Here is a 13696-nt window from a genome sequence, read left to right as displayed (position 1 = left end):
TTCTTGGCGCTGCGGGAAAGGTCGTGGATGGGCGGGACAAGCCCGGCCATGACGAGAAGCATCAATCCGCCTTCACATATTCCTTGGCGATGATCGCATCGGCGTCAAAACCCTTGTCGGCAAAGCCCTGCTCCTGCAGCCATTTGATCTGGTTATCGACGTTCTTCACGTCCAGCTTGCCGTCGGGATCGATGTAGGCGCAGTTGCCGACGACCTGCTCGACCGGCAAATTGGTGTATTTTGCGATGATCTCGAGCAGCGGCTTGGTCTTGTCGTCGATCGGGGCCTTGCCGTCCTTCATCGCCGCGAGGATGACGTCGTGATATTCGCGATCAGCTTTCGCAAGCGCGCCGAGCAGCTTTGTCACCAGCGCCTTGTTGGCCAGCGTCTTGGGCGAGGCGAACACGGCACCGAGCTGCCACGGCGTCTCGTCGCCGACCCAGCCCAGGAATTTTGCACCACCCTCGTCCATCAGCTTGCGTGCGGTGGAGATGGGCAGCAAAGCGGCGTCGACCGTCTCGCCCTTCAGCGCGGCAGCGGCGTTCGACAGCGATTGCAGCGGCACGATCTTCACATCCGCGAGCTTGAAACCGTATTTGTCGGCGAGCAGGCCGAGCGAATAATGGAAGCTGGAGCCAACCTGCGTCATCGCCACGCGCTTGCCGGCGAGATCCTTCGGGGTCTTCAGTCCCGCTGCATAGGCGCTGTTGCTGGCGAAATAGCCGATCAGGGGATAGCCGGCCCTTTCGCGGCTCATGCCGCCGATCACCTTGAGCGTGCCCTTGCCGGCGAGATTATAGAGGCCGGCGGTAAAGGCGGTGATGCCGAAATCGACGTCGCCTGAGGTCGTCGCGACTGCGATCGGCTGCGCTGCATCAAAGAATTTCAGCTCGATATCGAGTCCGGCGTCGCGAAAATAGCCCTTGTCCTGCGCAATGAAGACCGGCGCCGACGACGACAGCCGCAGCACGCCGATTTTGGCCTTGAGCGGCTCTTCGGCTTTCGCTGCACCAACCGTGAGCGCCATGAGGCCCGCAAGTGCGAGCCGCGCAACCCAACCCATCCGATATCCTCCGTCTGTCGTCTTTTATAGCCCCTCAGGCACGGCCTGGCCCCGCCCGATGAAGGCCCCCTGTTGTTGCAACGTTTCCTGCAACTTGTCGACCGCGATGTCACGCGGCATACGGTTGCCGGAAAGCGCCAGTGCCGCCGCGGAACCGGCCGCCTCCCCCATCACGAAGCAGGCGCCGGAGACCCGCGCCGCCGACTGGCCCTCATGGGTCATGGAGGCGCAGCGGCCGGCGACCAGGAGGTTGTCTATGCCTTCCGGCAGCAGCATGCGATACGGCAATTCGTTGTAGCCGCGCGACTCCGGGATCGGCGGGAAGGTGAAGACGACGTCGCCAGGCACATGGGCCTCGATCGGCCAGCCATTGACGCCTATGGAATCCGGAAACGAGGCGCAGCCGAGCACATCCTCGCCCGAGAGCTGGTAGCCGCCCTTGATACGGCGGGTCTCGCGGATGCCGAGCTGCGGCGGCAGATCGACGATGTAGGACTTTTCAAAGCCCGGCACGGTGCGTAGAAACTCGAAGGCGGCGAGCGCCTGCTTGCGGCCCTCGATCTCGCCGCGCGTGAGATCGTCGGGCTCAATTCCGTTGATGGCGTGACCGTCCTCGCGCGCCACTTGGGTGAAATTCACCCGCCACTCGATGCCGGACTTCTGCGGCCGCACGATCGCGCTCTTGCGGGGAAAGCGATGCGTTCCGGCTGATGTCGCCTGCTCCATCAATTGCGGAATGGTCCGCCAGGCCTCACCTGCCCGCAGGGGATCGATGTTGTTGAGGCGCAGCATCATCGAGGGATAGAGCGGGTGGCCATGCTCGTCCCCGACTTCGAAAGGCACACCGGCCCAGGCGGCGAGATCGCCGTCGCCGGAGCAATCGATAAAAATCCCGGCGCGCACGGCGCGGCGGCCCGCCTTGGTCTCGACCATTAGCGCGTCGATACGGCGCTCGTCGGTCATGACGACACCAGCACCGAGCGCATGGAAGAGAATGTCAACCTTGTGGGTCGCGAGCAGGTCGTCGGCCGCGATCTTGTAGGCCGCGGTGTCATAGGCCTGCGCAAAGACCTTGCCGAGGATGAGATGCGGCTTGTTCAAGCCATCGAGCCGGTCGATGCGCGCCAGCAGCTCGGACGCAATGCCCTGCACCAGCCGATGGTGCTCGCCGAAGACATTGCCGTGCAGCCCGCAAAAGTTGGTGACGCCAGCGGCCGTGCCCATGCCGCCGAGAAAGCCGTAGCGCTCGATCAGCAGCGTCCGCTTGCCGGCGCGTGCCGCGGTCGTCGCAGCAGCGATGCCCGCCGGCCCGCCGCCGAGCACGGCGACTTCATATTCGCCATAGAGCGGCACGTCGCGGGCTGGTTCCTGGACGGACTTTTGCGACACTATAACATTCCCGGCAATTGGCTGTCCGCTATCTCGTCAAAGGCCCCGGCAATGTAAAGCCCTCATCCGGCCCGTCTGCCATGACACGGCTGTTGATCGTGACAGGCGGACCTGCGAGAACGCTCGCGGATCGGACGACATGGGATCGACTCTTGAGGTGCATTTGGACCACTCTGGCTGCCTTGATCATCGCCACCGCGCCCGCCGCGGCGATCGAACAGAACTGCCGCTTCATCCAGGCCAAGGTTGAGCGCGAGGCCTGCTATAAGCGGCAGGAGGACGAGCTCACGGCCAAGCGCAAGCCGCAGCCGACCAGCGAAAGCAAGTCGATCGAGCAACTCCAGCAGTTGCGGCGCGACGACGAGGCGGTCTACCGCAGCATCAACGGCATCTGCCGCGGCTGCTGAACAGTTTTCGGCAGCGCAAGTCGCCACCTACCGCGGGTTCGTGCAACGCGCTATTTTTTCCGTCTATTAGGTTTCGCGCGACTCTTTGCCATCGGCGGCTTTGGGCCGTTCATGATGTCGATGATAATGGCTCGCCGCACCGCCCCCTCGAGCATTTCCGATGGCGGCGGCTTTTTGGCCTCTACGCACTTCGCCCAGAGCGCCACGGCCTTTTCCATCTTCTTTCTAGTGGCGACAGGCTTCGTCTTGACGGTCACACCAATCGTTTTGGCAATCGGCTTCGCTGCCGAGGGCAGCCTTCCTTGCTTCACGATCGACTTTATCACGCCGAGGACCTCCGGATGTTCCAGTAGCGCGCCATGTACCTTCGCTTGCTTTAGTTCATGCCGGTTATTCGAATGGCAGTATGCGTGCCACGCGGACCAAGCCGGCACCGTGCCATCTCCGCCGGGCTGACCTCCGACGCCGGTGAGAGGACTGGGGTCGGTTCCAGGCTTATAATTATCTCCGTCGATGCTATTCCAAGCGACTTCAACCGCTGTGTTCTTGTCTAACGATGAGCGAATGTTGAAGAATGCCGTTGCAATATTCGCGTTGATAGGTGAAGCAATATCGATCAGCTGTTGCTTCGCATCAAGAAGATACTGCAGGTGGTTCTTGACCTTCTTAGGCCAGCGTCTGATCACCGTCGCATCTGGACCGTATGGGTCGACCGGTATATTCCCGTTGGGATCGTATTCTGGATATTTGTTGAGCCCGAGTTTCGGCCCGTCTTGGTTGTAGACTTCTCTCGGCAGGAACATCAGCGTATAGGCGCCGGGCATCGATGCGATCAGCCCAGCCATGACCGGCGCCGTGTACAAGCCATTGAGGCTAGGCAGTCCAACATAGAAGGCGTTCTGAGCTGTCACCGAGCCGTAGAATGGCGTGCCAAAGGTCGCGACGGCATGAAAACCGAGCCCGCTGAAATTTTGATCTCTCAAAGCTGCCGTAGCAACCAACCCTCCCATGCTGTGACAAACGACAGTCAGACGCGGTAGCGGATCCCATTTTTGGCCGTAGATATCGATTACGCGTTGCCGGAAATCCCGCACGAATGTCTTAAAGTATTCGGCGCTCTCGCTGAGCGGGCGCCGCCAATCGAAGCCGAACACCGCATAGTTCCACTGCTCGTTTCGTGCTAGGTCTCGCAACTCATTGTACGGCGTCTCACTCCAGAAACTTAGCGCCCCGTAGGCCGCGACAACGTAAGAACCGGTATCCCGTCCGGCACCATCAATTTCCAGCTTGAGGGCATCTTTCTTTAGGGCGATCCCCACATCCATCCAGATGATATCGCTGATGACTGCAATGTCCGACGGGTAAGGATTGTTCGTTCGCTCCAGTTGAGATCCCATGATTCCCGGCAACAGGATGACGGTTGGTCGATCCTTGCGGTAGCCGCTCATAAGGGTTTCGAGTTGGTTCTGGTAAAAACCTTCAATCAATGCGGCCCGATATTCCTCGTACGTCATTCAATTCCTCCGACTGTAAAAATAATTGTTTGGCTATAAACTTACAACTAAAGGTTATTCCATGATGCTTATCGGAAAGCAATATCCGTAGCGTCGTGCCTTGCGCCAGATACCGCGCATCCATCACAGCTCTTTCCCGCCGCCCCACTTCGCCGCGCGTTTCTCGGCGAAGGACGCCAACCCTTCGGCCGCCTCCGCACTCTGGCGCTTCAGCGAATGCAGGCGGACGAGGCGCTCATAGGCGGCGTCATCGACGCTCATGCCGCCGAACGAGCTTTCCAGCGCGAGGCGCTTGGTCTCCGCCAGCGCTTCCGGCCCGTTGGCCAGCAACAGATCGACCGTCCTGGCACCGGCGGCCTCGAGCTCGGACAGCGGCACGACGTCATGCACGAGGCCGATGCGGCGCGCGTCTTCGGCGCCAAAGCGTTCCCCGGTCAGCGCGTAGCGGCGGACCTGGCGGATGCCGATGGCATCGACGAGCTGCGGAATGATGATCGCGGCCGTCAGGCCCCAGCGCACCTCTGTGATCGAGAACAGCGCGTTGTCGGCGGCGATCACGACGTCGCAGGCCGAGATCACGCCGGTGCCGCCGCCAAAGCAGCCGCCTTGAACCAGCGCCACGGTCGGAATGGAGAGCGTGTTGAGCCGCTGCACCGCCTCAAAAGTGGCGCGCGAGGCCGCTTCGTTCGCCTCCGCCGATTGCGGCCGCACCGAGTTGATCCATTTGAGGTCGGCGCCGGCCTGGAAATGCTTGCCGTTACCTCTGAGCACGACGACGCGGAGGTTCGGCTTGATGCCCAGCTCGTCCATCGCATTGAGCACGCCCGCGATCAGCGCGCCGTCATAGGCATTGTTGACCTCCGGACGATTCAACGTGACGGTCGCGACCCCGCGGTCGTCAAGGCTCCACAGGACGGGGTTGTCTGGCATGGCGTTCCTCTCGGGTGGTTCGTTCATTGGGCCGGCACTATGACCGAGAGGGCCAGAGTTGATCCATATCTTTCCGATGGGGACGGTCGCGTCCATCGCATGGCGGCTTGTGCCATGCTGTGACCGGGGAAAGCTGGCATTCATTTCGGACGGGACATCATTCATGCGCATTTGCATCTTTGGCGCGGGCGCCGTCGGCAGCCACCTAGCGGTCCGGCTGGCGCGCGCCGGCCATGACGTTTCCTGCGTGATGCGCGGGGCGCATCTGGAGGCGGTGCAGGCCAATGGGCTGAAGCTGCGGGTCGGCGACGCCGAGTGCGCCGCCAAGGTGCGCGCGTCGGGCGATCCCGCAAAGCTCGGCCCGCAGGACGTCGTGATCTCGACGCTGAAGGCGACGGGCCTTCAGGGTCTCGTCTCCGGCATCGCGCCACTGCTGAACGAAAATACCGGCATCGTGTTCGCCCAAAACGGCATTCCCTGGTGGTACAATATCGGCCTGCCGCAGCGGCATCCGGCGCCGCCGGACCTCGGCTTCCTCGATCCCGGCGGGCGCCTGCGCGCCGCGATCCCGCGCGGGCGGATCATCGGCGGTGTCATCTTCTCCTCCAACGAGATCGTCGAGCCCGGCGTGGTGCAGAACCTGTCGCCGGACCGCAACAAGATCCTGATCGGCGAATGCGACGACCGAGCCAGCGAGCGCATCAACGAGCTGCGCATCGCGCTCGGCGACGCCAGGCTCGAATCCCCGCCGATCTCGGACATTCGCGAGGCGATCTGGTCAAAGCTCCTGACCAACATGTCGCTGTCGGTGTTGTGCCTGCTGACCGGGCTGACCGCGCGCGCCGTGCGCGACGATGCCACCTTCGGTAACGTCATCCCGCGTTTGCTGGATGAGGCGAACGAGATCGCGCAGCATTACATTCCCGAGGTCAAACGTGTGACGCGCAGCGGTCCAGCGCCGAACCACAAGCCGTCGCTGCTGCAGGATTTTGAGCTCGGCCGCGCCATGGAGATCGACGTGCTGGTGAAGGCCCCGGCCGCCTTTGCCCGCGCCGCGCGCCTGTCGACGCCGACGCTCGACCTCATGGCCGCGCTCGCGATCCAGAAGGCGCGCGACAAGGGGCTTTATGCCGGCTGAGGCTGTGATCACTCAGTCGAGTTTGTCGATCCACGCGGTGAGCGTATCGAGCACCTCCTCCAGCGCCTCCTCATTGCTCCGACCGGATTTGCGCAAAACCGCGAAGGAATGATCGCCGCCGGCGATCACGTGCAGCTTGGCCTTCGGCCCGAGCCCCTCGACCACCGGCTTGAGCAGACTGAGGTCGGCGAGCTTGTCGCGGTCGCCCTGGATGAACAGTAGGGGGATGCCAACATCGGCCAGATGATCGGCGCGCTGGGTTGATGGCTTACCGTCCAGATGCAGGGGAAATCCGAGGAAGGCGAGGCCCCTCACGCCGGCTAGCTGCGCCTTGGCTTGTGCCTGCGAGGTCATGCGCCCACCGAACGATTTTCCGCCCGCGATCAGCTTCAGGCCGGAATTCCGTCGAGCCGCCTCCTCGACCGCCGCGCGCACGGCGGCGTGCGCGACTGCAGGCTGATCCGTTCGGCGCTCCTTCTTTTCCATATAGGGAAAATTGTAGCGCAGCGTCGCGATGCCCCGCGCCGCGAGACCCGCTGCCACGCTTTCCATGAACGCATGCCGCATCCCGGCACCGGCGCCATGCGCGAACACGTAGCAGGCGCGCGCATCGGCCGGCTTCGTCAGGATCGCGGAGACCGCACCGATACCTTCGATGTCGACCTTGAGCTCTGTCGTCGTGACGGTCAAAATCACTCACCTCGGGCCTTGTGAATCCGGTTGCTTTGGTAGCCTCACCGGCGCAGCCTGAAAACACAATAATTGCCGGCTCAAGCTGGCTTACCAACGAGACACACAGCAACGACCGGGGTTTCCATGCCTTATCGCTCCTCCTGGATGACCGAAGAGCTCGACGTCTTCCGCGACCAGTTCCGAAAATATCTCGCCAAGGACCTGGCACCCCATGCGGAGAAGTGGCGCGAGCAGAAGATGGTCGACCGCTTCGCCTGGCGCGGGCTCGGCGAGATGGGCGCGCTCTTGGCGAGCGTGCCGGAGGAATATGGCGGGCTCGGTGCGACCTTCGCCTATGATGCCGCGGTGCTGGAGGACCTCGAAAGCACGGTTCCGGAACTCACGACCGGCGTCTCCGTGCACAGTGCCATCGTCGCGCATTACATCCTCAACTACGGCTCGGAGGAACAGAAGAAGCGCTGGCTGCCGAAGATGGCATCGGGCGAGATGGTCGGCGCCATCGCCATGACCGAGCCCGGCACCGGCTCGGACCTGCAGAGCGTCAAGACCACGGCGAAGAAGCAGGGCAATTCCTACGTCATCAACGGCCAGAAGACCTTTATCACCAACGGCCAGGCCGCCGACCTCGTCATCGTGGTCGCGCGCACCGGTGATGCCGGCGCAAAGGGCATCTCGCTGATCGTGGTCGAGACCGCAGGCGCGGATGGCTACAAACGCGGGCGTAACCTCGACAAGATCGGCCTGCACGCCTCCGACACGTCGGAATTGTTCTTCGACAATGTCACGGTGCCGCCGGAAAACCTGCTCGGCAAGGAAGAGGGCCAGGGCTTTGTGCAGCTGATGCAGCAACTGCCGCAAGAGCGCCTCTCGCTCGCCGTCGGCGCCGTTGCCTCGATGGAGCGCGCCGTGAAGCTGACCTCCGACTACACCAAGGAGCGCAAGGCCTTTGGCAAGCCGCTGATGGACTTTCAGAACACCGCCTTCAAGCTCGCCGAGCGCAAGACGGAAGCGATGATCGCGCGCGTCTTCGTCGACTGGTGCATCGAGCGTCTGGTCGAAGGGGACCTCGACACCGTCACGGCGTCGATGGCAAAGTACTGGTGCTCGGAAAAGCAGGTCGAAACCGCCGACGAATGCCTCCAGCTCTTCGGCGGCTACGGCTACATGCAGGAGTACCCGATCTCGCGCATCTTCATCGATTCCCGCATCCAGAAGATCTATGGCGGGACCAACGAGATCATGAAGCTGCTGATTGCGAGATCGTTGTAGGGTCATTCGACGAAAGCGCGACGATCGCCACGAACTCAACTCGTCGTCCCGGACAAGCAAGCGGAGCGAGCGCCGATCCGGGACCCATACCCCCAGGGAGAAGTTTGGCGAAGACCCGTAGTTGGCAGCTTCGCACCACAACCACTCCCTGTGGTTATGCGTCCCGGCCTTCGCCGGGACGACCAGTGTGGCCCCGCCAATCCCGCGGCCGGCACCCAAAGCGCTGTTTGAACCGTCTTGTAAAATGCGACAGGTCGGAGAAGCCCCAGTCGAAGGCGATGGCGCCGATGGCCTGGTCCGTCTTGGCGGGATCGTTGAGGTCACGCGCGGCGCCGTCGAGGCGACGGTCCATGACATAGTCTGAGAACGTCGTGCCGGCGCGCTCGAACAGCTTGTGGACGTAGCGCTCGCTGATGCCGACCGCGCCTGCGACCGCCGCAACTGTCAGCCCCTGCTCGCAGAGACGCTCGTGCACCGTGCGGCGCAACGCCAGCGCGGTCGCATCGGCAAAGCCTGCGGCCTCCGCCGTCTGCGCGCGGCTGCGGCGGGACAGGCTGAGCGCGACGAGATCGAGCAACACGCCGAACAGGCCGACGGCCTCGGTCTCCGTCATCCGCAGCGCGCCGGCATTGAGCGAACGCGCCGTCTCGACGATGAGATGGCCGACAAAGGGATCGTCTGAGACGCGCTCGACCCCGAAATCGAACGACGGCGGCAGCCGGTCCCGCAGTGCGCGCGACGGCACCCAGAACGAGGCGACCTCGAGCGTCGGCCCGCGATCGTGCAGCAGCGTCACCTCGCGGTCGCTGTCGCAGATGCCGACCTGGCCACGCGACAGGCTGACCTCGCGCCCGCCCTGCACCATGCGGCAACGGCCGGCGAGCTTGAAGTTTAGATAGAAGCAGCTCTCTGATGAGGCCGAAATATCGGCGCGCGAGCGGTTGACCGTGTGCTCGGGAAACACCACGCGGTTGATCGCACCCTCGCCCAGCCGGATGGTCTCGACCTTGGCGGGGAAGCGCGACGTCGTCGCCGATTCCGGCGTCAGGTTCATGAACGCCTGGCAGATCGCCTCGCGATAGTAGGAGAACTGCTCGGCGGGGCGCGTCTCATCGGTATTCCAGATGAAGTGGCGCGGCCGGCTTCCGAGAGTGACCTGCTCCATCAGTGCGCTCCGAGACCAATCCGGTTCAGGGCCAGACAAGCGCTGAAACCGCCGATGGGTTCAATATGACCGGCAACAAGGACAACGACCGGCGCCCAGCCGGCAAGTCCGGCAAGTCCGGCAAGGCTCTTGCCGGATCGATCTAACCATTCCTCTGAGGGAGCTACAATATGTCGACCTACGTCCTCGTCCACGGCGCCTGGCATACCGGTGCCGAGATCGAGCCCGTTGCCGCGCCCATTCGCGCCGCCGGCCACCAGGTTTATACACCGACCATCAAGGGCAACCGGCCGGGCGATGCCAAGACAACCGGCCTGAAGGAGGCGATCCAGTCGATCGTCGATTATCTCGCCGAGAACAATCTGGCGGACGTGGTCCTGCTCGGCCATTCCTATGGCGGCATGGTGATCACGGGCGTTGCCGACCTCGTGCCCGAGCGCATCAGGCGCCTGGTCTACTGGAATGCCTTCGTGCCCAACAATGGCGAGTGCCTCAACGACATGGTGCCGCCGCAATATGTCGGGCTGTTCGACATGATCGCCGCCGAGCGTGGTGACGGCTCGGTGGTGCTGCCATTCCCGATCTGGCGCGAGGCTTTCATCAACGACGCCGATCTCGAACTGGCGCAGCGCGCCTACGACATCCTCAATCCGCATCCGCTGAAGACCTTCAGCGACAAGATCGCGCTGAAGACCAATCCAGCCGAGATGGGAATCGCAAAATCCTACATCAACTGCACCGAGGATACCGCGCTGCCGCATGGCTATCCCTGGCATCCGCGCCTCTCGGAAAAGCTCGGCTTGTTCCGCCTGGTGCAGGTCAGCGGCAGCCACGAGCTGTGTTTCTCCGATCCGGCACGGCTCGCCAAGGCCATCATGGAAGCAGGGCGCGACTGACGCCGCGTCCTCCTGCACTGACGAGACGATCTTTGGCAATTGCTCGTGCCGTCGGCTTCGGCGGCACGGCCCTTGCTTGATCGCAAACCACAGAGATCAGCGGAAACAACCCGTGCCAGTCGCGTGTGGCTCCGCGCCATACGCTGCCGGTCCTCGACAGCCCGCCTCCGGTCTCGTTTGCGTCAGGTCAGGAGAACAGCGAATGATTCACGTCTCGCGCCGGAAACTGCTTCAGCTTGCGACTGTCGTGCCATCGGCACTTCCCGTTGCCTGGACATCGCTTGCGAAAGCCGCAGGCGGCAAGAAGACGTTGACTGCGGTGATGCAGTCGGACCTCCGCATCATCGATCCCGGCTTCACGACCGCGATCATCACCCGCCATCATGCCTATATGGTCTACGATACGCTGCTCGGCATCGATTCCAGCTTCAAGGTTCGGCCACAGATGGCCGACTGGACGATCTCCGACGACAGACTGACCTACAGCTTCATCCTGCGCGACGGCTTGAAGTGGCATGACGGCGCGCCTGTGACGGCGGAGGATTGCGTTGCCTCTCTCAGGCGCTGGGGCTCGAGTGTCGACGGAATGGCCCGCAAACTGATGGATTTTACCGCGAGCATCGAAGCCGCAGATCCCAAGACGATCGTGCTCAAGCTGAAGGAGCCTTATGGGCTGGTGCTGGAGACGATCGCAAAACCGTCGTCGATCTGCGCCTTCATGATGCCGAAGCGCATCGCCGAGACCCCGATCAACAAGCAGATTCCCGAGCAGATCGGCTCCGGCCCGTTCAAATTCGCAGCGGCCGAATTCCAGCCCGGCGTGAAGGCCGTCTACGACAAAAACACCGACTATTTGCCGCGCAAGGAGCCCGCCGAATGGACGTCGGGCGGCAAGGTGGTGAAGGTCGACCGCGTCGAATGGATCACGATGCCGGACGCACAGACAGCGCTCAACGCGCTGCAATCGGGTGACGTCGATTTCGTCGAGACGCCGCCCTTCGACCTGCTGCCCATGCTGGAGTCCAATCCCGAAATCAACGTCTCCATCCTGAACAAGTTCGGCTTCCAGTCGTTCGGCCGGATGAACTTTTTGCATCCGCCGTTCGACAATGCGAAGATCCGCCGCGCCGCACTGCTCGCGATCAACCAGAAGGACGTGCTCGACGCGCAGATCGGCAATCCCAAATATTACAAGCTGTGCGGCGCGTTCTTCATCTGCGACACGCCGCTCGCCAGCGACGAGGGCGGCGAGACCCTGGTCAAGGGCAACGGCATGGCCCAGGCCAGGAAAGCGCTGGCCGAGGCCGGCTATGACGGCACGCCCGTGGTGATCCTGGCGCCGACCGATCAGATCCTCCTGAAAGCGCAGCCGGTCGTGGTTGCGCAGCTCCTGCGCGAGGCCGGCTTCAAGGTCGATCTTCAAGCCATGGACTGGCAGACCGTGGTCAGTCGCCGGGCGATCCAGAAGCCGCCCAAGGAAGGCGGCTGGAACATGTTCTTCACCTACCAGGGCGCCGCTGATTCGATGAACCCGCTGGTCAATGGCGCGATGGTCGGCAAGGGCACGAATGGCGGCTGGTTCGGCTGGTCGGAGGACCCGAAGCTCGAGGAGCTGCGCGACGCCTTTGCCCGCGCCACCTCACCGGAAGAGCGGAAGAAGATCGCCTTCGACGTGCAGAAGGAAGCCTACGACCAGGTGATCTACGTCCCGCTTGGCCAATTCCAGGCGCCGAGCGCATGGCGCAAATCGATCACCGCCGTGATCGACGGCCCCGCGGCGCCGATGTTCTGGAACGTGGAGAAGAAGGGGTAAGGTCCACACATTTGGTGTCATCCCGGACAAGCGCGCCAAGAGCGCGCGCCGATCCGGGATCCATACCCACAGGGAGAAGTTGGCGAAGGCTCGTGGTTGCCAGCTCGCGTCAAACTCAGTCTTGTGGTTATTGGTCCCGGATCTGCACGTCGCTTCGCTCCGCTTGTCCGGGACGACAGTTACTTCGGATGCCACCAGCGCCCGGCAATCACCACACCTTCGGAGGCAATCTTCTGATTGCCGATCAGGTGCTCGCCGACAACGTCGACATAATCGAACCGACCTTCCCTCACCGTGATCAGCGTTGCGTCGCCGACGCTGCCTGGCTTGAGGCTGCCGAGCTCCGGCCGCCGCAGCGCCATCGCCGCGTTGACGGTCGAGGCGGCGACGACGTCGGAGAGCGGCATGCCCATGCACAAGAACTTCGACATCGTCGTCACCTGATCGAAGGCGGGCCCGTCGATGCACAATAAATGGATGTCCGAGGAGATCGTGTCGGGATAGAAACCGTTGGCGAGCATCGCGCGCGCGGTCTTGAAGGCGAACGAGCCCTTGCCGTGACCGATGTCGAAGATGACGCCGCGCTCGCGTGCTTCCAGCACCACCTTCTTCACCGTGCCTTGCGCCGTCGCCGGCGTGTTGGGGAACGGCCGGAACGCGTGCGTCAGCACGTCGCCGGGACGCAGCTTCGCGAGCACCTCCTCGTAGCTCGGCGGCGGATGGTCGATATGCGCCATCAGGGGCATGCCAACCTCATTGGCGACTTCGAGCGCGATGTCGAGCGGCACGATGCCCGACGTGCCCGAGGCATGCAGGCCGACCCGTACCTTGATGCCGACGATGAGATCGCGATTGGCGTCAGCCACCGCAGCCGCGTCGATCGGGTTCATAAGCCGCAGTTCCTCGCTCTCGCCGACCATGACGCGGTTTGAGAAACCGAAGATGCCGGCATGCGAGACGTGCAGATAGGCGAGGATGCGCACCTGGCTCGGCTCGATCACATGCTTGCGGAAGCCGGCGAAGTTGCCGGGACCGGCGCTGCCGGTGTCAACCGCCGTGGTGACGCCGGAGGTACGGCAAAACTCCTCGGCATCGATGCCGAGCGAGGTGCCGCCCCAATAGACGTGGGTGTGTAGGTCGATCAGCCCGGGCGTCACGATGTACTTCGAAACGTCGCGCACCTCGGTGCCCGGATCCGCCTTGAGCCCGTTGCCGACCGCGGCCACTTTGCCGCCGGAGAAGGCGACATCGGTTACCGCGTCGAGCTTTTGCGAGGGGTCGACGACGCGGCCCCCGCGCAGAATCAAATCGAAAGGCATCATCGTCTCCGGACATGGCAGTGGGACGTGACCGGCGCCTCCGCTGGGTCACCCGATGCCTGTAGCAAGTTTTGCGCCGGACAGGCAAATTGCCGGTCGC

At 63.0% G+C, this 13696-nt stretch carries 13 protein-coding genes; 6 read left to right on the top strand and 7 right to left on the bottom strand.

Going from position 1 to position 13696, the window contains the following annotated elements:
* Positions 1-61: 61 nt before the first annotated feature.
* Both C2U70_RS00815 and C2U70_RS00810 read right to left on the bottom strand, forming a co-directional pair.
* On the bottom strand, positions 62-1063 hold the full coding sequence (locus C2U70_RS00815; RefSeq protein WP_140975961.1) for an ABC transporter substrate-binding protein: 1002 nt from the start codon (positions 1061-1063) through the stop codon (positions 62-64).
* 24 nt (positions 1064-1087) lie between these two features.
* Positions 1088-2452, bottom strand: a complete 1365-nt coding sequence (locus C2U70_RS00810; RefSeq protein ID WP_140975960.1) for an FAD-dependent oxidoreductase — start codon at positions 2450-2452, stop codon at positions 1088-1090.
* 182 nt (positions 2453-2634) lie between these two features.
* On the opposite strand from C2U70_RS00810, the gene C2U70_RS00805 reads away from it, so the two are divergent.
* Positions 2635-2859 (top strand): hypothetical protein, encoded by a 225-nt coding sequence (locus C2U70_RS00805; RefSeq protein ID WP_246666628.1) that lies wholly within the window; start codon positions 2635-2637, stop codon positions 2857-2859.
* Between the two features lie 50 nt (positions 2860-2909).
* Here the strand turns inward: C2U70_RS00805 and C2U70_RS00800 are convergent, their stop codons facing one another.
* Together C2U70_RS00800 and C2U70_RS00795 are read right to left on the bottom strand one after the other, a co-directional pair.
* The gene (locus C2U70_RS00800) at positions 2910-4373 is read right to left on the bottom strand and encodes an alpha/beta fold hydrolase (protein WP_140975959.1); all 1464 of its coding nucleotides are present in this window, start codon (positions 4371-4373) and stop codon (positions 2910-2912) included.
* A 123-nt stretch (positions 4374-4496) separates the two neighbouring features.
* Complete coding sequence (locus C2U70_RS00795; RefSeq protein WP_140975958.1) at positions 4497-5303, bottom strand: enoyl-CoA hydratase-related protein; 807 nt, start codon at positions 5301-5303, stop codon at positions 4497-4499.
* Between the two features lie 163 nt (positions 5304-5466).
* Here C2U70_RS00795 and C2U70_RS00790 point away from each other — a divergent pair, with 163 nt between their 5' ends.
* On the top strand, positions 5467-6441 hold the full coding sequence (locus C2U70_RS00790) for a ketopantoate reductase family protein (RefSeq protein ID WP_140975957.1): 975 nt from the start codon (positions 5467-5469) through the stop codon (positions 6439-6441).
* Positions 6442-6453: 12 nt separating this feature from the next.
* Here the strand turns inward: C2U70_RS00790 and C2U70_RS00785 are convergent, their stop codons facing one another.
* Positions 6454-7131: an alpha/beta hydrolase family protein gene (locus C2U70_RS00785; protein WP_140975956.1), complete on the bottom strand. Its 678-nt coding sequence runs from the start codon at positions 7129-7131 to the stop codon at positions 6454-6456.
* 126 nt (positions 7132-7257) lie between these two features.
* Here C2U70_RS00785 and C2U70_RS00780 point away from each other — a divergent pair, with 126 nt between their 5' ends.
* The gene (locus C2U70_RS00780; RefSeq protein WP_140975955.1) at positions 7258-8403 is read left to right on the top strand and encodes an acyl-CoA dehydrogenase family protein; all 1146 of its coding nucleotides are present in this window, start codon (positions 7258-7260) and stop codon (positions 8401-8403) included.
* A gap of 154 nt (positions 8404-8557) precedes the next feature.
* Here the strand turns inward: C2U70_RS00780 and C2U70_RS00775 are convergent, their stop codons facing one another.
* A complete protein-coding gene (locus C2U70_RS00775; RefSeq protein WP_140975954.1) occupies positions 8558-9568 on the bottom strand; it encodes a helix-turn-helix domain-containing protein in 1011 nt (336 codons plus the stop codon).
* Between the two features lie 2 nt (positions 9569-9570).
* Between C2U70_RS00775 and C2U70_RS32760 the strand changes: the two genes are divergently transcribed.
* The 3 genes from C2U70_RS32760 (at position 9571) to C2U70_RS00765 (ending at position 12277) form a co-directional block, all read left to right on the top strand.
* Positions 9571-9714, top strand: a complete 144-nt coding sequence (locus C2U70_RS32760; RefSeq protein ID WP_186293980.1) for a hypothetical protein — start codon at positions 9571-9573, stop codon at positions 9712-9714.
* 24 nt (positions 9715-9738) lie between these two features.
* Positions 9739-10464, top strand: a complete 726-nt coding sequence (locus C2U70_RS00770) for an alpha/beta hydrolase (protein ID WP_140975953.1) — start codon at positions 9739-9741, stop codon at positions 10462-10464.
* Between the two features lie 202 nt (positions 10465-10666).
* A complete protein-coding gene (locus C2U70_RS00765) occupies positions 10667-12277 on the top strand; it encodes an ABC transporter substrate-binding protein (protein ID WP_140975952.1) in 1611 nt (536 codons plus the stop codon).
* A 179-nt stretch (positions 12278-12456) separates the two neighbouring features.
* On the opposite strand, the gene C2U70_RS00760 is transcribed toward C2U70_RS00765, so the two are convergent.
* On the bottom strand, positions 12457-13596 hold the full coding sequence (locus tag C2U70_RS00760) for an amidohydrolase/deacetylase family metallohydrolase (RefSeq protein WP_140975951.1): 1140 nt from the start codon (positions 13594-13596) through the stop codon (positions 12457-12459).
* Between the last annotated feature and the right edge of the window lie 100 nt (positions 13597-13696).

The sequence above is a fragment of the Bradyrhizobium guangdongense genome (genome assembly GCF_006483445.1).
Lineage (GTDB): Bacteria > Pseudomonadota > Alphaproteobacteria > Rhizobiales > Xanthobacteraceae > Bradyrhizobium > Bradyrhizobium guangdongense_A.
The sequence above is the reverse complement of the archived record's forward strand: the minus strand, read 5'-3'. Positions and strand labels throughout refer to the sequence as shown.